The organism is Rathayibacter oskolensis (assembly GCF_900177245.1).
GTDB classification, from domain to species: Bacteria; Actinomycetota; Actinomycetes; order Actinomycetales; family Microbacteriaceae; genus Rathayibacter; species Rathayibacter oskolensis.
The window spans coordinates 24,209-44,477 of record NZ_FXBM01000004.1 but is presented as its reverse complement, the minus strand read 5'-3'; the positions used below and the strand labels follow the sequence as shown (position 1 = coordinate 44,477).

The following is a 20,269-nucleotide window of genomic DNA, read 5'->3' as shown; positions in this document are numbered from 1 at the left end:
GAGACGCTCGTCCCGTCGTGACGACGCGTCAGCCGCCGCAACGCCCTCGCGGACTCGCGTCAGCGCGACGGCATTCTCCGCCAGTCCCTTCGGGCAGAACCGGAGCGTCCTTCCCGCGCTCCAGCCCTGGCAGCGTCGCTGAAAGCGGCGCGAATCACCCGTCGAGCGAGGCGATCTCCCCCACGGACACCCGGAGCGGCGCGGAATCAGGCCGAATCCGCCGCCCTTCGGCGCTCGGGCACACCACCCCGGCTGCCGTCTCGCGACACCGTTCCTGAGAACTCTGTGAACCCCACATCCTCAGCGACCGAACCCCCGCTGAGCACCCCCCGAACGCGCGTCCCTGGATTGGTCCCTCGTGTGCCCAGTTAGGGTGCCATTTTGTCCCCCGGCCGACCGTATCTTGATGCCTGCTCGACCCGGATCGGCCGGTGAGCGGTTCAGAGAGGTACCGGGTCATGACGGAAGTGCGCGCGATCCGGCGCCACCGACGACCAGGGCTGCGACACCGCCGCGACCTCGCCCTCACCGTCGTCCTCGCGCTGCTCGCCGTCCTCCTCGTCGTCGTCCCCGCGACGAAGGCCGAGGCCGCCACCGTCCTCGTGCAGGAGGCGTTCGGCGGCACGAGCGTCCCCGACTCCGCCTGGCAGGCCCTCGACTCCGCCTGCATCACGCGGGCGACCGCCGCGCCGCCGACCGGATCCTCGACGCTCGGCGTCTGCGCCAACCGCACCGACGCCCCCCGCGCGAGCACCAGCCCCGGGTTCCTGCAGCTGACCGACACCCGCACCAACGCCAAGGGCGGCGCGATCTACAATCGCCCCATCCCGGCCACCGGCGGGCTCGACGTGCAGTTCGACCAGTACCAGTACCAGGCCGTCCTCGGGCTGCAGGGCGCCGACGGCATCGGCTTCTTCCTCACCGACGGCTCGCGCTCGCTCACCGCGGCGGGCGCGCCGGGCGGCTCGCTCGGCTACGGGCAGTCGACGACGGTCGACGGGGTCAACGGCGGCTACCTCGGCATCGGGCTCGACGTCTACGGCAACTACTCGAGCAGCCAGGGCGGCCTCGGCGCGGGCTGCCCGACGACGCCCGCCCCTCCGGGCACGGTGGGCAACCGCATCGTCGCCCGCGGGCCGGGGCAGGGGAGGACGGGCTACTGCTACCTCCAGGGAGTCGCGCCCGGCACCTCCCTCCGCCCCACCGTCAACCTCGGCGACACGGGCGCCCCGGCGGCGAGCGCCGGCCGCACCGTGCGCGTGACGATCTCGCCCGCGACGTTCCCCGTCGTGACCGTCTACTACGGCGCCTCCGCCGGTCTCGCCGCCTCGGCTCTGACGCAGGTGATGCAGTTCACGATGACGACCGCGGCGCCCCTCACCTACAAGCTCGGCTTCACTGCGTCCACCGGCGGATCGAGCGACACCCACCTGATCCGCAACGTGAGCGTCTCGTCGATCAACACGCTCGACGACATCACGCTGGTCAAGCAGATCGACCGCACCACGACGCAGCCCGCGACCTACTCCGAGGGCTCGGTCATCCCCTACCAGTTCGTCGTGACGAACGGCGCGATCAACGGCACGCTGACCGGAGTCGCCGTCTCGGACCCGAAGGTCCCGACCGTCACCTGCCCGACGACCACGCTCGCGGCGCTCGCCACGGTCACCTGCACCGGCAGCCATACCGTCACGGCGGCGGAGGCGGTCGCCGGCTCGCTCGTGAACACCGCGACGGCCACCGCCACCAAGACCGTGAACACGACGACGACGGCCGTGACCAGCAGGACGGCCACGGTCACCGCCGCCATCACGACTCCCGCCCCGGCGATCACGCTCGCGAAGAGCGGCGCGCTCACCGAGACGATCGTCAACGGGCAGGCCGACGCGGGCGAGCGCATCACCTACAGCTTCGTCGCGCGCAACACCGGCAACGTGACGCTGCAGAACGTCGCCGTCACCGACCCGAAGGTCACCGGGATCACGCCCACGAGCACGACGCTCGCGCCCGGAGCGAGCGCGACCTTCACCTCCGCGGCCTACACGGTGACGCAGGCCGACATCAACTCGGGCACCGCGCTCACCAACACGGCGACGGTCAGCGGCCGCACCCTCGCGGCGACTCCGGCGACCGTCACGGCCACCTCCACGGTCAACACGCCGATCCGCTACGCCCCCGCCATCGCGCTCACCAAGACCGGCGCGCTCACCGCGGGCTCCACGGTCGGCGCGACGATCGCCTACTCGTTCACCGTCTCGAACACCGGCAACGTGCCGCTCACCGCGGTCGCCATCGCCGACCCCAAGGTCACCGTCGTCTACGGCACCTGGCCGGGCACGGCGGGGCAGCTCGGAGTCGCCCAGTCGGTCGGCGCGACCGCCACCTACACGCTCACCCAGGCCGACATCGACGCGGGCTCGGTCGTCAACACGGCGACCGCGACCGGAACCCCGCCCACGGGCTCCGCGGTCACGAGCACCGCGAGCCGCACGGTCACGCTCACGCGCGCCGCCGACCTCGCCTTCACCAAGACGGCGAACCCCGCGTTCATCAGCGCGGCGGGCAGCGTCGTCACCTACACGTTCCGCGCGACCAACACGGGCAACACCACCCTGACCGGTGTCGCGATCACCGATCCCAAGCAGGGCCTCTCGTCGCTGACCTACACCTGGCCGGCCACCGCCGGGAGGCTCGCCCCGGCCCAGGTCGTCACCGCGACCGCCACCTACACGACCACCGCGGCCGACGTCACGGCCGGCACCATCGCGAACACGGCGACCGTCACCGCGACTCCGCCCACCGGCAGCGCGATCACGCGCTCCGCCTCGGTGACGATCGCGGTGGTGCCCGACCCGCAGGCCGACTCCGCCACCGTCGTGCAGGGCGGCTCGGTCGTGATCGACGTGCTCGCGAACGACGGGCCCGCCGCCACCGGCGCGACGTTCTCGCGGGCCCAGCTCTCGGCTGCGCCGAAGGTCGTCGGAGGCGCCGCCGCGCCCGCCCCCGCCACCCCGGTCGTCGGGTCGGTCACCTGCGTCGACTCCGGTGCCACCCGGGGGCAGTGCACCTACCGGCCGATCGCCTCCTTCGTCGGCACCGACGTCTTCGACTACGCGCTCTCGAGCACCTACGGCACCTGGAACGTGCGCGTCACGGTCACCGTCACCGCGGTGAACCGGGCGCCCGTCGCCCGGCCCGACCGCGTCGTCGCCACCACCGGAGGCGCCGCCGTCTCGGTCGCGCCCCTCGCCAACGACACCGATCCGGATGCGGGGGCGACGCTGACCCTCGCCTCCACCGGCACCGTGCCGCGCGGCACCCTCACCTGCGCCGCCGGCACCTGCAGCTACACGCCCCCCGCCGGATTCACGGGCTCCGTCCCGATCGCCTACACGGTGACCGACGGCTCCCTCACGGCGTCGAGCACGATCACCGTCTCCGTCGACCCGGCGCCACTGGCCCTCCGCGGCTTCACCGACACCGACTCGACGGCCGGCTCGATCGGCCTCGGCACCTGGACCCGCTCCTCCGTCGTCGCGACCCCCGTCTCGAGCTGCGTCAGCGGCCGCCCGAGCACCGTCGTGTCCTGGGCCGCCGCGCCCGGCACCACGGGCTACACGCTCGAGCGCCGCCTCGCCGGCGCGACGCCCGGCGCGTGGAGCGTGGTGGCGACTCCCTCGGGGACGACCTTCACCGACGACCGGGTCGGCGAGGGCCGCAGCTACCAGTGGCGGGTCCGACCCGACCTGCACCGGTGGCTCGGAGTCGCCTCCCCCGCCTCGACGGCCGTCACGCAGCCGGCCGTCGCGACCGCGAGGGGCTGCTGATGCGCCCCCGCCCCCAGAACCTTCCATCCCGTCCTGCGCACGCCCGCGTGATGGAGACCAGGCCCGACTCGGGCACCCACCAGAAAGGAACGGTCGCCATGACCTCCGCAGCACCTCAGCCCACCCCGAACCGCCGCTGGAAGAAGATCGCCCTCACCGGCGGAGTCCTCCTGGCCGCGGGAGCCCTCGCCGGCGCCGGCGCCTTCGCCGTGTTCACCGACTCCGACACCGCCTCGACCACCGTCGACGCCGGTCAGCTCGACATCGAGGCGACCGGCACCTACGTCGTCGAGGACATCGCTCCCGGCGACACCGTGCAGCGGCCGCTCGTGCTCGAGCTGCCGAACGCGACCAACGACGGAGACCTCGTCTCGGCCGTGCGCTTCTCGCAGGCGGTCGAGGACGGCGAGACCCTCGGGACCGACGACCCCGCCCTCGACGGCCCCGGCGAGTCGCTCGTCACGGGCGAGGACGGCCTGACCTACACGATCACGACCTGCACGGTGCCGTGGGTGAACGCGCCCGCGGTCCCCGGCGGACTCGAGGGCCCCTACACCTGCGCCGGGGTCGCGACCCCGACCAGCACGGGCGTGCTCGCCGACCTCGGCACCGCCGTCGACTTCGAGCCCGGCGACTTCGGCGTGACGCCGACCGCGACCGGCACCTTCCCCTCCGACGCCGGCGACGTCGCGCTCAACATGCTGATCGAGCTCGAGCTGCCGACCGAGGCCGACAACGACTACGAGAACGCCGCGGCCGAGATCACCTTCACCGCCGCCGCCATCCAGCGCGACGGCATCCAGAAGTAGTCCCGACCCGCCCGTCTCCGCCCCGCCCGTCTCCTCGGGCGGGGCGGACCCCGTCACTCCGGAGCCTCATGCCCCACGCCCGCGCGATCGGCGCCGTCCTCGCCGCGCTGCTCCTCGCGCCCTCGGCGAGCGCCGACGACCTCCTCGAGGTCCGCGAGCTCTCCTCCCCCGCGACCCTCCGCGACCTCGCTCCCGGTGACACCGCCGAGTGGGCGGTGGAGGTGACCGGCGCTTCCGCCGGCGATCTCTCGGTCGGCTTCGCGGTCGACGGAGGCGACGCTCTCGCCACCGATCCGCAGAACGGTCTGCAGCTGGTCGTCGACCTCTGCTCCACCTCGTTCTCGGTCGTCGAGCGCCGAGCGGGCGGCCGGACGATCTCGCGCTACCTCTGCCCGGGGGACGAGGTGAGGCTCGGTGCCGGGCCGGCCGCAGAGCTCGGCAGCCTCGACGGCGTCCGCGCGGTCGAGGGTGGAGAGACGACCGGCGTCCGCGTGCGCGTGGCCTTCCCCTCCGCGGCGGGCAACGAGCTCGAAGGCACGCGGGCGGCGCTCCGCGTCGTCGTGACGCGGGCCGACGGGTCGCCGGAACCCGTCGCTCCCGGTTCCGTCCCCGGCGCCGCCGGCCCCGACGGTCTCGCCGTCACCGGTCGCGACCTCGGCGCCGCCCTGCTCGGCGGCCTCCTCGCCCTCGGCGGCGGAGCGCTGCTGGCCGCCCTCGCCCGCCGACGTCAGGAGCAGTCGTGAGACTCCTCCGCGCCCTGCTCGGCGCAGTCGTCGGGCTGATCGCCCTCGCCGGTCTCGCCGTCTTCGTGCTCTCGGCACTCGGACTCGTCCGTCTCGTGCCGGTGCTGTCGAACTCGATGGCGCCCGGGATGCCCGTCGGCTCGCTCGCGGTGACCCTCCCGGTGGCACAGACGGAGGTGCGCGCGGGCGACGTCATCGTGTTCACCAACCCGGATGCGCCGTCCCGCCGCGTGATCCACCGGGTCACCCTCGTCTACCCCGAGCAGGAGGCGGCGGAGCTGCGCGGCTGGTCGGCCGGCGAACTCGCCCTCACCACGAAGGGCGACAACAACTCCTCCGCCGACCCGTGGATCCTGACCCTCGCCGACGAGCGGATCTGGCGCGAGGAGGCGGTGGTGCCGCTGCTCGGCTGGCCCGGCATCTGGCTGTCGCACCCGGAGGCGCGCTTCGCGCTGTTCGCGGCGGGCGGTGCGCTGGTCGTCGGCGCGGTCCTCGTGGTCATCTGGCGGAAGCCCTCGGAGGTGGTCTCGTGAGCGGGGCGCACCGCGCGGCTCGGCGGCGTCGATCCCCGCGGGCCCTGGTCGCGATCGGCGCCGGTGCCGCTCTGGTGCTCGGCGCGGCGGCCGGTGCGGCGGCCCTCTTCGACGCGCGCGACACCGCGACCGCGGGCGTCGGCGCCGGAGTCGTCACGGCCGAGTTCGACGCCACCGGCGTGACGAACCTGTCGGTCCCGGTGACCGGGCTCGTGCCGGGAGGCAGCGACCGCCGCCTCCTCGACCTCACGAACGCCGGCACGGTCACCATCGCCGCGCTGCAGCTCGAGACGGCGGCTCCCGTCGTCGGCGGGAGCGCCTCCGACGGGGTGCAGCTCGCGCTCGAACGCTGCTCGGTGGCGTGGTCGGCCGACGGCGCGAGCTGCGCGGGAACGGTGACCACGGTGTCGCCCGACCGCCCGGCGAGCGGGCGCATCGACCTGCCGGGATCACCCGCCCTCGCGGTCGGCGCGACCGATCACCTCCGCCTGACGGTGCGGCTGCCGGAGTCGGCCCCGAGCGGCGTGCAGGGCACTTCGGGTGCGCTGAGCGTCTCGGTCACCGGAGTGCAGGGGCCGGGGCGGCAGCGCTGACTCAGCGGTAGACGCTCCACTCGGTCTTGACGACGCGCTGCTCCTCACCGAGGACCTCGACGATCCACTCGGCGTCGGTCTTCGCGAGGACGCGGCCTCGGAGGTACTGCGGCTCCCAGCCGTCTGCGCGGGGCACCCACTTCACGAATCGGGCGAACCGGCCCGGCGTCACGTCTTCCCTCGACATCTCGACTCCCTTCGACCCTCCGGTGACCACGACGATCGACCCCCTGCGGCGGGGGAACGTGTCCGGATCTCTGGACTGTATGTCGTACGCATGTACTTCCAGGAGGGCGTTGACTCCTGGGCTCCGGTCTGGCAGTCCTCTCAGGGGTCTCCGACCGGAGCGCCCCGGAGTGCGCGCTCAGCGGCCGGAGCGGGCTCGCCCGGCGGCCAGGGAGGGTCGCCGTGCCTGCACTCAGCGCCGGAGCCGCGCCCGCAGCAGGTACGCGCGGTACGCCGCGTACCGCAGCGCGGGATGCGCCAGCGCGCGCACCCGCTGCGGCAGCGAGCGCCGCGCCGCCACCGCCTCCTCGTAGACGGCGGCCTGGGTCCGCGCCGCCGCCGCGAGGCTGAAGCGTTCGACCACCACCTCGCGCCCGAGCTGGCCGAGACTCCGGCGCAGCGCCTCGTCCGCGGCGAGCGGCCCCAGGATCCCCGCGAGCCGCCCCGCGCCGTCGACGCCGTCGCCCAGCGAGTACCAGCCGCCCTCGAGGAAGAACGGCAGCGACTCCGGAGTCAGCAACCGCCAGAACGCGCGCTCGCCCTGCACCACGAGCGGCTTCGCGAACGCCATCCCGCGCAGGGCGCTGCTCCCCATCCCGAGCACGATGTCGGCCGCGGCGTAGGCGTCGCGCGGGTCGAGCATCTGCCCGGTGAGCGTGACGAGCGGCCTCTGCCGGCCCGCGTTCACCCGGTCGGCCGCCTCCTGCAGCTCGCCGCGCACCGCGCCGTCGCCGACGATGACGAGCCGGAGGCGGTGCTCGTCGCCGATCCGCCCGACCGCCTCGATCGCGGCGAGGATCCCCTCCCGCTTGAGGTCGGCGACGAGGCGCGCGACGGTCACGACGGCGATCTCGCCGGGGGCGAGGTCGAAGCGCTCGCGCAGCGCCGTCACGTCGTCGACCGGCGCGTTCAGCTCGGTGTCGACGGGGGGCTCGATCAGGTGCAGGTCGCTGCGGCGCCGGCGCTCCTCCTCGAGCAGCTCGACGACTCCGACGACCATCGGGAACACCGTCGGCACGAAGTCGGGCACCTCGGGCGAGAGCACGGTGGTGACCACGGGCACGCCGTCGATCAGGTACGGCCCGAACGCCGCATCCATCGTCGGCGCCCACTCGTAGGCGTGGATCAGGTCGATGCGGCGCTCGCGCACGATGCGGCGCAGGCGCGCCATGCTGCGGAACGAGACGTGCGGACCCTTCTCGGGCGCCTCCTCCCAGTCGAGACCGAGCTCGGCGACGAGCGGCGTCAGGTCTCCGCGCGGACCGTAGACGACCGCCTCGTGCCCGAGCGCGGCCATCCGACCCGCGAGCTCGATGCCGTTGATCTGGCTGCCGCCGACCTCCATGGTGTGCAGGCAGGTGAGGATGCGCATCGGGGGCCTTCTGGTCTCGGGCGCCTGCGTCAGGCGAGGGTCACCCCAGGCTCCCAGTCCTCGCCGGGTTCCGCGAGCCGAAGCCGATTCCGCGAGCCGGCGGTCAGGCCGGCGGCAGCACCTCGAAGTCGTTCTCCTGGAACTCGGCGACCTCGCTCAGCCAGCGCGACTGCACGAACTCCACGTGGTCCGGGTGCGCGTCGTAGGCCGCGAACGCCTCCCGATCGGCGAACACCATCGAGAACTGCCACGTCAGCGCGCTCTTCGGGCTCACCTGCCGGTTCACGACGAAGTCGGTCACCCCGGGGATCGCCGACAGCGTGCGCCGCGCGCTCGAGAGGAACTCCGCCTCCTCGGCCGACCCCGCCGCGTGCACGAGCGAGAAGGCGACGGTGTGCTGCACCGCCGAGGCGCTCCGGGTCTGCGCCGCGATCTGCCGCCGTGCCTCGTCGATCGTCGCCATCACCGACACCACCTCGTGGTGCGGGTGCAGCGGCGACTCGAGCAGGCCCTGCGCGACGTAGGAGGCGAACGCCGTCGCCTGGAACGCGAGGTTGCCGTAGGGCCAGGGACCGTCGTCGACCCAGGTCTCCGACTCCTGCGCCGAGCTCAGGCTGCCGACGGTCAGCGTCAGGCCGCTCGGCCCGAAGAAGGGGCTGTGCACCGAGAGGCGGCCCTCCGACCCGAGGATCATCGCCTCGACCGGCAGCGACGTCTCGAGCGAGGTCGACACGAGCGCCTGCGGCCCCGCCTCGGTGCGGAGCAGCAGGTCGGCCCGCGCGTCGACCCCGGTCTCGGGATGCGTGGCCCCGGAGGCGCTCACCCGCGAGGGCGCGCCGATCACCGACGAGGCGAACGAGATCGGATAGACGCCCGCGTCGAGCAGCGCGCCTCCGCCGAGCTCGGCGTTCCAGAGCCGCCCATCGGGGTCGAAGGGGATCGAGAAGCCGAAGTCGGCGCGCACGAGGCGCAGCTCGCCGAGCACCCCGCTCTCGACGACCTGGCGGATGATGTCGGCCTGCGGCAGGTAGCGCGCCCACATCGCCTCCATCACGAGCACGCCGGCGGCGCGACCCGCCTCGGTGATCTCGCGCGCCTCCTCGGCCGACATCGCGATCGGCTTCTCGACGAGGACGTGCTTGCCGGCCGCGATCGCGGCGAGCGCCTGGCTGCGGTGCAGCGGGTGCGGGGTCGAGACGTAGACGACGTCGACCTCGGGGTCGGCGACGAGCGCCTCGACCGAGTCGTGGACCGTCGGGATGCCGTGCTTCTCGGCGAAGGCCCGGGTCTTCTCGGCGTCGCGCGCGGTGACGGCGACGGCCCGCTGCGTCGAGCGCACGTGCAGGGCGGCGACGAACTGGTCGGCGATGCCGGTGCCGATGATCCCCCAGCGCAGCACGGGCACGGAGGCGGGATCGATCGTTCTCGGAGCGGGGAGGGTCACGGCCATGGGGTCCGCCTTCTCGTGGGTGCGTGTCCATCCGGGCGCGATCGCTCGATCGCCCCGTGGATCGTGTCGGCCGCGACCCTAGCAGCCGGTCGGCCGCGAGTGGCGCGCCGCCGGGGCTGCGACCGCGGTCAGCGGGTGCCGAAGACCGAGCCGCGGGGCTCGGGGACGTCGATCGAGAGCTCCTTCGACTCCGCCCGCCACCCGCAACCGGGCCCGTTCGGCTCGTCGAGGAGCCGCCACTCGATCAGCTCCTCGCGCTTCAGCAGCACCTCGCCCTGCCGGTCGATCAGCGTGACGGCGATCGGATCGGGCGCCTCCATGCCGAGGTCGAACACCCACCGGCCGTCGTCGGCGCGCAGCACCGGGAACGACCGCGAGCCGTCCGAGGCGAGCTCGCTCGGCCGCGAGCACACCCCGCTCGCGCAGATGCGCACCTCGGCGACGGAGTCGCGCCCCGGCCCCGCGAGCTCGATCGCCAGCGCGGTGCTCCAGCCGATCCCGGTGCAGGCCGGAGGCGCCGCGCACCCGGCGAGCAGCAGCAGCGCCCCCGCCGCACTCACCGCCACCCCGCCTGCCCGCACCCTCATCCCCCCATCCTCCGCCCCGCCCCACCCCACCCCACCCCCGCGAGGGAACCCGTTCTCACCGAGACACCACGCGCGCCGCGGTGTCTCGGCGCGAACGGGTTCCCTCGGCGGCCGGCCCGAACCGCACAGCCTCTCGGAGGCGCGAGCGCACGCTGGGCAGCGGCCCGCAGCGGTCTGTGGATAGCCACACTATGGACGCCCCGAGTTCACGCAACGGACGCCCGCGACTGGTCACCTGGGTTCCTGTCGCGGCGGTCGTGCCGCACTCCGGCACCCCACTGATCTGGAGCACCATGCATCTCACTCCTCGCCGCGGCACTGCGCTCGCCGCGGCCTGCCTCGTCGGCATCTCCGTCCTCGCGGCGCCCTCGGCCTTCGCCGCGGACGGCCTCGGCTCGAACGGCGGCGCCACCCGCAACGCCGACGACAAGATCCAGATGATCAAGGACTCGATCGTCGACGGACCCGCCAAGAACGTCATCCTCCTCATCGGAGACGGCATGGGCGACTCCGAGATCACCGTCGCCCGCAACTACGAGTACGGCGCCGAGGGCGAGCTGCCCGGCATCGACGCCCTCCCGCTCACCGGCTCGTACACCACCTACTCGCTCTACCGCGACGAGGAGCGCTACGGCCTCCCCGACTACGTGCCGGACTCCGCCGCGACCGGCTCCGCCTGGGCCACCGGCACCAAGACCTTCGACAACGCCATCTCGGTCGACATCGACGGCACCCCGCAGGACACCCTCGTCGAGATCGCCAAGGCGAACGGCAAGAAGACCGGCAACGTCTCGACCGCCGAGATCCAGGACGCGACTCCCGCCGTCCAGGCGGCGCACGTCGACGCGCGCAGCTTCTACGGCCCCGAGTCCGAGAACGGCGGCGACGACTACCTCGAGCTCGGCGGCCTCGGCTCGATCAGCGAGCAGATCATCGGCACCCGCGCCGACCTGACCCTCGGCGGAGGCTCCGAGAGCTTCACGCAGTCGGCCAAGGCCGGCGACTGGGAGGGCGAGACCCTCTTCGACCAGGCCGCCGACCGCGGCTACCAGGTCGTCGGCACCGCCGACGAGCTCGGAGCCGTCACCGCGGCCGACCAGACCGCTCCGGTCCTCGGCACCTTCACCGAGGGCAACTTCCCGACGCGCTTCGCCGCGACGGAGGCGACCGTCGGAGGCGCCGACCTCGCGCCGGTCAGCTGCGAGACCAACCCCGACCGACTGACCGACGAGCTCTCGCTCGCCTCGCTCACCACCAAGTCGATCGACCTGCTGAACACCGACGACGACGGCTTCTTCCTCCAGGTCGAGGGCGCCTCGATCGACAAGCAGGACCACGCCGCCAACGCCTGCGGCCAGATCGGCGAGACCATCGACCTCGATGAGGCCGTGCAGGTCGCGCTCGACTTCGCGAAGAAGGACGGCAACACGATGGTCATCGTGACGGCCGACCACGCCCACACCTCGCAGATCGTCGACAACACCCCGCCCGCGGCCCTCTCGACCGCTCTCCTCACCACCGAGGGCTCGGTCATGAAGGTCTCCTACGGCACCGCCGAGGCCGGATCCTCGCAGCAGCACACGGGTTCGCAGGTCCGCATCGCGGGCTACGGTCCCGGAGCCGCCGCGGTCGTCGGCCTCACCGACCAGACCGACAACTTCTTCACCATCGCGAACGCCCTGCAGCTCGACCGCGACCTCGACGCCTTCTCGGCCGACGCGGTCCTGTCGGCGCCGACCACCCCCGTGGCACCCGGCGGATCGGTGAGCATCACCGCCTCCGGTCTCGAGGGCGACCGCCAGGTCACCGGCGCCGCCGGTGACACCGCGATCGGCACCACCGACGTCATCGACGGCGGAGTGTCGCTCGAGCTCACCGCTCCCACCGAGCCCGGCGAGTACAGCGTCGCGCTGACCGGAACGCAGTCGGGCACCGCCCTGACCGCCTCCTTCACCGTCGCCGCCGGAGCGCCGTCCACGGCGACCCCGACGCCCGAGCCCACCCCCACCTCGACGAACCCCGCGGGCGCCGCTCCGTGGACCGGCACCTCGGGCGGAGGCTCGGGCCTCGCCTTCACGGGAGCCGACGTCGCTCCGTTCGCGTTCCTCGCCGGGTTCCTGCTCCTCGCCGGAGCCGGTCTCACCCTGGTGCGCCGCAAGCGCCACGCGTGATCCGCTGACGCCGCAGTGAGCGGAAGGCCGGTCCCCTCGGGGGCCGGCCTTCCGTCGTGTCGGGGTACGGGGGGTCTCGATCCGCCGCCGGGCTCAGGCCCCCGGCCAGACGATCGCGTCGAAGAGCGCCCGCAGCCTCGCGCCCCGCGCCGGGTTCACCGCGGCCACCCACGCGATCCGCCCGAGCAGGTGCGCGCCGAAGTCGGGCACCGCCCCACGGTTCTGCCCCGACGGCCCGTGCACGACGCAGTTGTGCAGGATCGCGTGCAGCCGGTCGACGTCGGCGCGCCGCACGTTCGGGTGAACGTTGACCACGACTCCGGTCACGCTCTGGCGCACCGACGCCGGGCGCAGCCGCGTCTTCTGCGGATTCACCGCGTACCCGGCGTCCTCGACGATGCGAGCCGCCCCGCGGGCGAACGCCTCCGCCCGCCGCGCGAAGCGCTCGTCGCCGCTGAACGCGAGATCGTCGGCGTAGCGCGTGTAGCGGGCGCCCGCCGCCTCCGCGTAGCCGGTGAGCCGGGCGTCGAGCCGCCGCAGGGCGAGGTTCGCGAGCGCCGGCGAGGTCGGTGCGCCCTGCGGCAGGTGCGGGAGGGTCAGCGAGCGCCGGAGGGCCGCGCGCGCCTCGACGTCGCCGCCCGTCGGCATGCGGCGGAGCACCGCGATCGGCACCGGACGGGTGCAGAGCCCCGTGAGCGCGTAGGCGACCGCCTCGGGCAGCCCCTCGGCGCGCAGCAGGCCGAACACCCGCGGCGCGGTCACCTGCGCGAAGAAGCGCTGCAGGTCGAGCGTGACGAGCATCGCCGAGCCCGCATGCACCGCCGCTCCGCTGATCGCGCTGCGCCCGGGCACGAAGCCGTGCGCCGCAGGGTGCACGGCGGCGAGCCCGACGACCTCCTCGAGCACCGTCCGCTGCACCGCCCGCAGCCGGGCCCGCGGGATCTCGAGCAGCCGCGGAACGCGCCCCGGGCGCTCGCGCCAGACGTGGTCGTAGTGCTGCACGGCGCCCTCGGCGGCGCGGCGGTTCCACTGGCCGAGGTCGGCGAACCCGTCGAGCTGGGCCGGCGTGATCGCGAGCAGCCGAGCGAGGTCATCGCGGCCGTCGATCCGCGGCACAGCCGAGGAGGAGGGCAGCGCCCGCGCCGGCACGGGCGCGAGGTGCGCGACGACCGGCTGCGCCCGCTCCGGGAGCAGCCCCGCGATGCAGCGGGCGAGCTCGCGGGGCGCATCGAGCGGCGGGTGCGGGAAGGCGACGAGCACACCGGTCGCCAGCGGGCCGAGCCACCGACGGCGAGCGCCGAGGGAGTCGACCGCCGCGGCGCGCAGGGAGTCGCGCGTCCACTCCGCCCCGAGGAACGCGTGGGTCAGCGTCTCGACGAGCACGTCCCGACCCTGCACGACTCCCCCTCTCCCGCCGCCCCCGCGGCCGCGCACCAGCCTAGGCTGAGGGCGACCGCCCCCTCCGGGCGAGGCGGACGGGGCACGAGCTGCACCGTCCTCTCCGGGGTCACCCCGGGGCACGTGGATCGACCAGGCATCACGCCGCAGGCACCCGCCGGCGCTCCGCGCCGCTCAGCGCCAGCACTTCTCGACAGGTCGCCCGGAGGGAGCGGTTCCCGCCCGCCCGCACCGCTATGCCCGAGATCCGGGGGAACTCCCTGATCGCCCTCGGTTTGCCGCCGCCTGTGGAATAGATTCGACTGAGGACAGCACCCTGGACCCTGGTGCCGGCGCCCCAGCAGCGCCCGGACCCACGGAGAGGACGCAGGATGGACTCGTGGCGGCGTGACCTCCCGGAGGAGGAGTGGCTCCCCGTGTACACCGGCTCGGTCGAGTCCGTGCCCCGGGAGGCCCTCGAGGCGGCGGTGCGGATCCTCCGCCTCCTTCCCCAGATCGAGCGGCTGACGATCACGACCCCCGAGGGGCCTGTCGGAGTCGAGCGGCGCTCGTCGGCCACCGCCTGGCGGGCGGCGGACCGCGTCGCGATGGCGCTGCTCGCCTCCTCGCCCGAGGTCACCGGCATCGTCGCGCACCCCTTCGACCCCCGCGACGGGTTCCGGCTCGCGACCCCGTCCGACCCGTTCCTCACTCGCGACGGCGGCGCGCCGGCCGCGATCCGCGCCTCCGAGCACCTCGGCGAGATCACCGCGGCGGAGGCGGAGCGCCGGCAGAACCTCCGGACCGTCGGGGTCGACGCCGAGGATCCGCTCGAGACCCTCTGGGACCGCGTCGACCCGCGCCCCCGCCCGACCGACCCGGTCACGTGAGACCGCACCTCCCCTGACGTGTGCGAGACTGTTCATATGAACAGGCGTTCAGAGGAGGGGTGACCATGGGGCACACGCACGGAATCCCGTCGGGCGGCCCGGCCGGCTCGGCCGCCGCGCGTCACCGGCGACCCCTCGTCCTCGCCTTCGCCCTCACCGCGGCCTACATGGTCGTCGAGTTCGTCGTCGGCATCAGCTCCGGCTCCCTCGCCCTCATCTCGGACGCGGCCCACATGGGCACCGATGTGATCGCCCTCGGCATGTCGATCGCGGCGATCTCGCTCGCCGCCCGCCCCGCCGCGAAGGGCCGCACCTACGGCTCCTACCGCCTCGAGGTGCTGGCCGCCCTAGCGAACGGGCTGCTCCTGTTCGCCGTGGCCGGCTTCGTGATCGTGGAGGCGGTGCGCCGCTTCGCCGAGCCGCCCGCGGTCCCCGGCCTCCCCCTCCTGATCACCGCGATCGTCGGACTGCTCGTCAACCTCGTGAGCTTCCGCCTGCTCTCGGCGGGCGCGAAGGAGAGCATCACCCTGCGCGGAGCCTCGCTCGAGGTGCTCGGCGATGCGCTCGGCTCGGTCGGAGTCGTCGTCGCGGCGATCCTGCTCCTCACGACGGGCTGGGCGTGGGCCGACCCGGTCGTCGGCGTGCTGATCGGGCTGCTGATCCTGCCGCGCACCTGGTCGCTGACCCGCCAGGCGCTCGGGATCCTGATGGAGTCGGCGCCCGCGCACGTCGACCTCGACGCGGTCGAGCGCGACGTCTGCGCCGTGCCGGGAGTGCTCGCGCTGCACGACCTGCACGTCTGGACGATCACCTCGGGCATGGAGAGCGCGAGCGGCCACATCGTGGTGGCACCCGACGCCGACTACCGCACCGCCCTGACCGGGGTCCTCGCCGTCCTGCGGGAGGATCACGGGATCGACCACGCCACCATCCAGTGCGAGCCAGAGGAGTTCCCGGAGCAGACGCACCGGGTCTGATCGAGCCGCCACGTCCCGCCCGCCTCGCCTTCCCGCCCGCCTCGCCTTACCGCCCGCCTCACGACTCCGGAGGAGCCATGCCAGCCGACACCCCCCGCCCGTCCGGCGACCCGGCGGCGGTCGCCGCCCGCCCCTCCGACGCGGCGATCGCCGACCTGGCCGACGTCTTCGGGCTGCTCGGCGACCCGGGGCGGATGCGGATCCTGCTCGCCCTGCTCGGCGGCCCCCTCCGGGTGGGTGAGCTCTCGGAGCGGAGCGGTCTCAGCCCGTCGGCGACCTCGCACGCCCTGCGCCTGCTCCGCTCGCACCGCGTCGTCGAGGTGCACCGCGAGGGCCGGACCGCCGAGTACGCGCTCGCCGACGAGCACGTGCGCGACTTCCTCGAGCTGGGCCTCGCCCACGTCGGCCACACCGTGCTCGTGCACAGCGTGCCCGCGCCCGACCCGGCCCCGGAGGCGTGCGACCCGCCCGCGCACCCCTGACGCCGAGCGCGCCCCACCCCCGCGCCCCGCTGCCCCGCTGCCCCGCTCTCCAAGAGTTGTCGTTCTCGACCACCGAGTGCGACAACTTTTGAACACTCGAGCCGCCGCATCCACCCGGGCCCTGTTCCGCTCTCGCCCACTGTCCGAAAGTTGTCGTACTCGACCCTCGAGTGCGACAACTCTTGGACACTCGCGCCGCCGCTTCTCACGCACCCGAACCCGCACCGGGCCCTCGCCCCGCACCCGCACCCGGCCCCCACTCCGCCCTCGTCCACTCTCCGAAAGTTGTCGTACTCGACCACCGAGTGCGACAACTCTTGGACACTCGCGCGCGCCCCGGCCGGCAGCGGGTGGCCGCATGCACCTTCCGGTTGTTGACGTGAACATGTAGGGTCGGCCTCCTGAGAGTGTTCACGTGAACACCTCGACTTTCACAGGCGAAAGAGAGACCGCATCAATGTCGATGTCCGCGAGAAGACTCGCCGCGCTCGCCACGAGCGCCGCCCTGGCAGCCGGAGCGCTCCTCGCGCTCCCCGTCGCAGCCGAACCGGCCGAGGCCGCCGACGCGGCACGGATCATCCCCAACCCCGCGACGGCGGGTGAGGCCTACGAGGGCTGGGGCACCTCCCTCGTCTGGTTCGCGAACGCGACCGGCAACTACCCCGAGGCGCTCCGCGAGGAGCTGTATCAGAAGGTGTTCGGCGAGGACGGCCTCGACCTGAACATCGCGCGCTACAACATCGGCGGCGGCAACGCCTCCGACGTGACCGACTACCTCCGCCCCGGCGGCGCCGTCGAGGGCTGGTGGCAGCCGAACCCCACCGGAGACGCCGACATCTACGGCGGCACCTCCACGAATTTCGCCGACCGCGACGCCCTTCTGGCCGAGTGGGACGCGGGCGACCCCGCCTCCTACGACTGGACCGCCGACGAGACGCAGCGCTGGTGGGTCGAGCGGCTCGCCGAGGAGCAGCAGATCTCGCACTGGGAGGCGTTCGCCAACTCCGCCCCCTACTTCATGACCGAGAGCGGCTACGTCTCCGGAGGCTTCAACGCCTCGAGCGAGCAGCTGAAGCCCGCCGCCGAGCAGCAGTTCGCCGAGTACCTGGTGACCGTCACCGGGCACCTGGAGGACGAGTACGGCATCGAGTTCGACACCCTCGACCCGTTCAACGAGCCGAACACCAACTACTGGGGCACGCAGCTCACGAACGGCGTCCCGACCGGTGGCCGCCAGGAGGGCATGCACGTCGGCCCGACCCGTCAGGTAGGCCTCATCCCCGACGTCGTCGCGGCTCTCGAGGCCTCGACCACCGACGCCGGACTCGCCGCGATGGACGAGACCAACCCCGGCATCTTCCAGACCGACTGGGCGGCCTACCCGCAGGCGATCCGCGACGAGGTCGACCGGATGAACGTCCACACCTACGGCACGTCGGGCCGCCTCGCCGTCCGCGACCTCGCGAAGCAGGCCGACACCGACCTGTGGATGAGCGAGATCGAGGGCAACTGGGTCCAGGGCTACGACCCGGTGAACATCGAGAACGGCCTCGGCATCGCGAGCCGCATCACCGACGACCTCCGCGAGCTCGAGCCGAAGGCCTGGGTGCTCTGGCAGCCGGTCGAGGACCTCTACAACATGAGCCCGAAGGGCGAGAACCTCAACTGGGGCTCGATCTTCATCGACCTCGACTGCGAGCCCTACCAGGAGGCGGGGGGCGAGGTCTGGAAGTCGGCCCGCCGCGTCGCCGACGCGGGAGGCGACTCCACGAAGGCCCCGGTCTGCGGCGTCGAGACCAACTCGAAGTTCAACACCATCCGCAACTTCACGACGTTCATCCACGAGGGCGACCGCCTGATGTCGGTGAACGACACCGCCAGCACCGCCGCGATCCGCGCTGACGGCTCGGGCGCGACGATCGTGCACAGCAACACGGCGACCACGTCGAAGACCGTCACGCTCGACCTCTCGCGCTTCGGCACGATCGCCGACGGCGCGAGCGTCACCCCCTACGTGACCACGCAGGCCTCGTCGGCCGCCGACCCCACCGGCAACGCGCTCGTCGAGAAGGCCCCGGTCGTCATCGATCGGGAGTCGCGCACCGCGACGATCACGGTCCCCGCGAAGTCGGTCACCACCTTCGACATCGACGGGGTCTCCGGAGTCGCCGACTCCGCCCCCGCGCTGCGCGACGGCCACCACTACCAGCTGGTCGGCACGCAGAGCGGCAAGGCCCTGACCGCGACGACCACCGCGGCCGCGACGACGATCACGACGCTCGCGACCGACTCCACCGCCGCCGCGAAGCAGACCTGGACCGTGCACGAGGTGCCGGCCGGCGAGCGCGAGGCCACCCGCCGCGTGGTCCTCCAGACCAGCGACGGACGCGTGCTCGGCGCGACGACCGCCGGGACCGACCTGCGCTCGGTGTCGGTCGACGCCGCGAAGGGCACGGCCGCGACCCGCTGGATCGTCAACTCGACCGACGGCGTGACCTTCACGCTCGTCAACGAGTCGATCGCCCAGTCGCTCGACGTCAACGGCCAGTCGAGCGCCGAGAACACCACCGTCGGCGTCTACGGCTCGAACGGCGGAGCGAACCAGTCGTGGAGCCTCCGCGACCTCGCGCCGGCCACCGGCCAGACGGTCGCCGTCCGCACCACCGTGGGCGTCGCTCCGTCGCTGCCCCCGTCGATCACCCCGCAGTACGCCTGGGGCGCCGGCTCGCCGGTCGCCGTGACCTGGCAGCGCCCGGCCGACTCGGCCTACGGCAGTGCCGGCCGCGTCGAGGTGCCGGGAACCGCGACCGACCTCTTCGGTCAGAGCATCGCGGTCACCGCGCTCGTCGACGTCGGCGGGCTGACCGCGACCGACCCGGTCTCGATCACCGTCGCCTCCGGAGCGAGCGTCGCCGGGGTGAAGGCCGCGGCTCCCGCCACGGTCCCCGCGCGCGTCGGAGCCTCGACCAGCACCTTCGCGGTGCCGGTCGTCTGGGACTGGACGCCGCTCACCACCGCCTCGCTCGCACAGCCCGGCTCGGTGACGATCACGGGGACCGCGACCGCCGACGGCGCGACCCTGCCGGCCACCCTCACGGTGCTCGTCACCGCGGGCACCCTCCGCAACGTCAACCCCGATGCGGGCATCGTCGCCACGGCGACGTCGTCGGAGTCGGGCTTCGGACCGGAGCGCACCCGCAACGGCGTCGACGGCGACAAGGGCTGGTCGAACTGGGTCAGCGGCACGAAGGCGGCGCAGAGCACGCTGACCTACACCTTCCCCGCGGCACGCCAGGTGCAGCAGGTGTCGGTGCAGTTCCAGCGTGACGGAGGCACCAGCTGGGCCCAGAGCGCGCAGCTGCAGTACCGTGCCGCCGACGGCACCTGGACCTCGGTCCCCGGCTGGGAGACGGCGCAGCCGGTCGCGTCGCCCGCCGACGGCACGGCGCCCACGCTGGTCGCGAGCTTCGCGCCGGTCACCGCGACCGCGTTCCGGGTCGTGATGAACGCCTACTCGAACACGCACCTCATCGTGTCGGAGGTGAAGCTGTTCGAGTCGGTCGCGTCGCCCGCCGCGGTCGGCACCCTGGGCGCGCTGCGCGTGAACGGAGTCGGCGTCGCCGGTTTCGACCCCGCCCGCACCTCCTACGCGGTGACCGTCGAGGGGACGACGATGCCGGTGGTCACCGCGGTGGCCACCGACGCGGCGGCGACGGTGCGCGTCACCCAGCCGACGACGGCGAACGGCGGAGTCGCGACGGTCGCGGTCACCTCGGCCGATCGATCGAGCACCACCACGACGACGGTGACGGTGACGCTGAAGGCGCCCGCCGCGCTGGCCGTCGCGGTGACGGCGACGACCCGATGCATCGCCGGCAAGGTGACGCTGACCGTGACGGCGCTGAACAACGCGGCCGTCCCGGTGTCGATGACGGTCGCCTCCGCCTGGGGCTCGAAGCAGTTCACCGCGGTCGCGCCGGGCAAGAACGCGAGCGCCGCGTTCACGACGCGCGCCGCCTCGGTGCCGGCCGGGGAGGCGACCGTCACCGCGACGGGCACCCTCGACGGGCAGGCGGTCACCACGGTGATCCCGGCCGCGTACGCCGCGCGCAGCTGCAGCTGACGCGACACCTCAACGATGTGACCGCGTCCGGCCCTCGGGCCGGGGGCGGTCACGTCGTCGAGCGGCGGTCGGTGTGAAGAATTCAGGACAGATCTCTCGAGACCCCGCCC

General features: G+C 73.4%; 15 protein-coding genes. 10 read left to right on the top strand and 5 right to left on the bottom strand.

All coding sequences use genetic code 11. The features are described 5' to 3' along the window. The first annotated feature begins 458 nt into the window (after positions 1-458). The 5 genes from B9Y99_RS17415 to B9Y99_RS17400 all read left to right on the top strand — a co-directional run bounded on the left by B9Y99_RS17415 (position 459) and on the right by B9Y99_RS17400 (position 6,505). Entirely contained in the window at positions 459-3,827 is a 3,369-nt protein-coding gene (locus B9Y99_RS17415; RefSeq protein ID WP_085477921.1) for a DUF7507 domain-containing protein, read from the top strand. 98 nt (positions 3,828-3,925) lie between these two features. Continuing rightward, the gene (locus tag B9Y99_RS17410) at positions 3,926-4,636 is read left to right on the top strand and encodes a TasA family protein (protein WP_085477920.1); all 711 of its coding nucleotides are present in this window, start codon (positions 3,926-3,928) and stop codon (positions 4,634-4,636) included. Positions 4,637-4,704: 68 nt separating this feature from the next. Next, the gene (locus tag B9Y99_RS18630; protein WP_129588120.1) at positions 4,705-5,379 is read left to right on the top strand and encodes a sortase; all 675 of its coding nucleotides are present in this window, start codon (positions 4,705-4,707) and stop codon (positions 5,377-5,379) included. Further along, positions 5,376-5,912 (top strand): signal peptidase I, encoded by a 537-nt coding sequence (locus B9Y99_RS18625; RefSeq protein ID WP_129588119.1) that lies wholly within the window; start codon positions 5,376-5,378, stop codon positions 5,910-5,912. The genes B9Y99_RS18630 and B9Y99_RS18625 overlap by 4 nt, the downstream gene beginning before the upstream one ends. After that, positions 5,909-6,505 carry a hypothetical protein gene (locus B9Y99_RS17400; protein ID WP_085477919.1) on the top strand — a complete coding sequence of 199 codons (597 nt, stop codon included), beginning with the start codon at positions 5,909-5,911 and terminating at the stop codon, positions 6,503-6,505. The genes B9Y99_RS18625 and B9Y99_RS17400 overlap by 4 nt, the downstream gene beginning before the upstream one ends. A 1-nt stretch (position 6,506) precedes the next feature. On the opposite strand, the gene B9Y99_RS17395 is transcribed toward B9Y99_RS17400, so the two are convergent. From B9Y99_RS17395 to B9Y99_RS17380, 4 genes are all read right to left on the bottom strand, one after another. Then, positions 6,507-6,692, bottom strand: a complete 186-nt coding sequence (locus B9Y99_RS17395) for a hypothetical protein (RefSeq protein ID WP_129588118.1) — start codon at positions 6,690-6,692, stop codon at positions 6,507-6,509. A gap of 231 nt (positions 6,693-6,923) precedes the next feature. Continuing rightward, positions 6,924-8,102, bottom strand: a complete 1,179-nt coding sequence (locus tag B9Y99_RS17390; protein WP_085477917.1) for a glycosyltransferase — start codon at positions 8,100-8,102, stop codon at positions 6,924-6,926. A 103-nt stretch (positions 8,103-8,205) separates the two neighbouring features. Next, complete coding sequence (locus tag B9Y99_RS17385) at positions 8,206-9,552, bottom strand: Gfo/Idh/MocA family oxidoreductase (RefSeq protein WP_208857008.1); 1,347 nt, start codon at positions 9,550-9,552, stop codon at positions 8,206-8,208. 128 nt (positions 9,553-9,680) lie between these two features. Continuing rightward, positions 9,681-10,139 carry a hypothetical protein gene (locus B9Y99_RS17380; RefSeq protein WP_129588117.1) on the bottom strand — a complete coding sequence of 153 codons (459 nt, stop codon included), beginning with the start codon at positions 10,137-10,139 and terminating at the stop codon, positions 9,681-9,683. 293 nt (positions 10,140-10,432) lie between these two features. Here B9Y99_RS17380 and phoA point away from each other — a divergent pair, with 293 nt between their 5' ends. After that, positions 10,433-12,310 (top strand): alkaline phosphatase, encoded by a 1,878-nt coding sequence (gene phoA / locus B9Y99_RS17375; RefSeq protein ID WP_085478094.1) that lies wholly within the window; start codon positions 10,433-10,435, stop codon positions 12,308-12,310. Positions 12,311-12,403: 93 nt separating this feature from the next. Here the strand turns inward: phoA and B9Y99_RS17370 are convergent, their stop codons facing one another. After that, positions 12,404-13,708 (bottom strand): reverse transcriptase family protein, encoded by a 1,305-nt coding sequence (locus B9Y99_RS17370; RefSeq protein ID WP_208857007.1) that lies wholly within the window; start codon positions 13,706-13,708, stop codon positions 12,404-12,406. 371 nt (positions 13,709-14,079) lie between these two features. Between B9Y99_RS17370 and B9Y99_RS17365 the strand changes: the two genes are divergently transcribed. The 4 genes from B9Y99_RS17365 (at position 14,080) to B9Y99_RS17350 (ending at position 20,159) form a co-directional block, all read left to right on the top strand. Then, entirely contained in the window at positions 14,080-14,577 is a 498-nt protein-coding gene (locus tag B9Y99_RS17365) for a hypothetical protein (protein WP_085477915.1), read from the top strand. Between the two features lie 65 nt (positions 14,578-14,642). Then, a complete protein-coding gene (locus B9Y99_RS17360) occupies positions 14,643-15,554 on the top strand; it encodes a cation diffusion facilitator family transporter (RefSeq protein ID WP_085477914.1) in 912 nt (303 codons plus the stop codon). A 77-nt stretch (positions 15,555-15,631) separates the two neighbouring features. Continuing rightward, positions 15,632-16,036: an ArsR/SmtB family transcription factor gene (locus B9Y99_RS17355; protein WP_085477913.1), complete on the top strand. Its 405-nt coding sequence runs from the start codon at positions 15,632-15,634 to the stop codon at positions 16,034-16,036. 463 nt (positions 16,037-16,499) lie between these two features. Further along, entirely contained in the window at positions 16,500-20,159 is a 3,660-nt protein-coding gene (locus tag B9Y99_RS17350; RefSeq protein WP_085478092.1) for a glycoside hydrolase, read from the top strand. Positions 20,160-20,269: the final 110 nt, after the last annotated feature.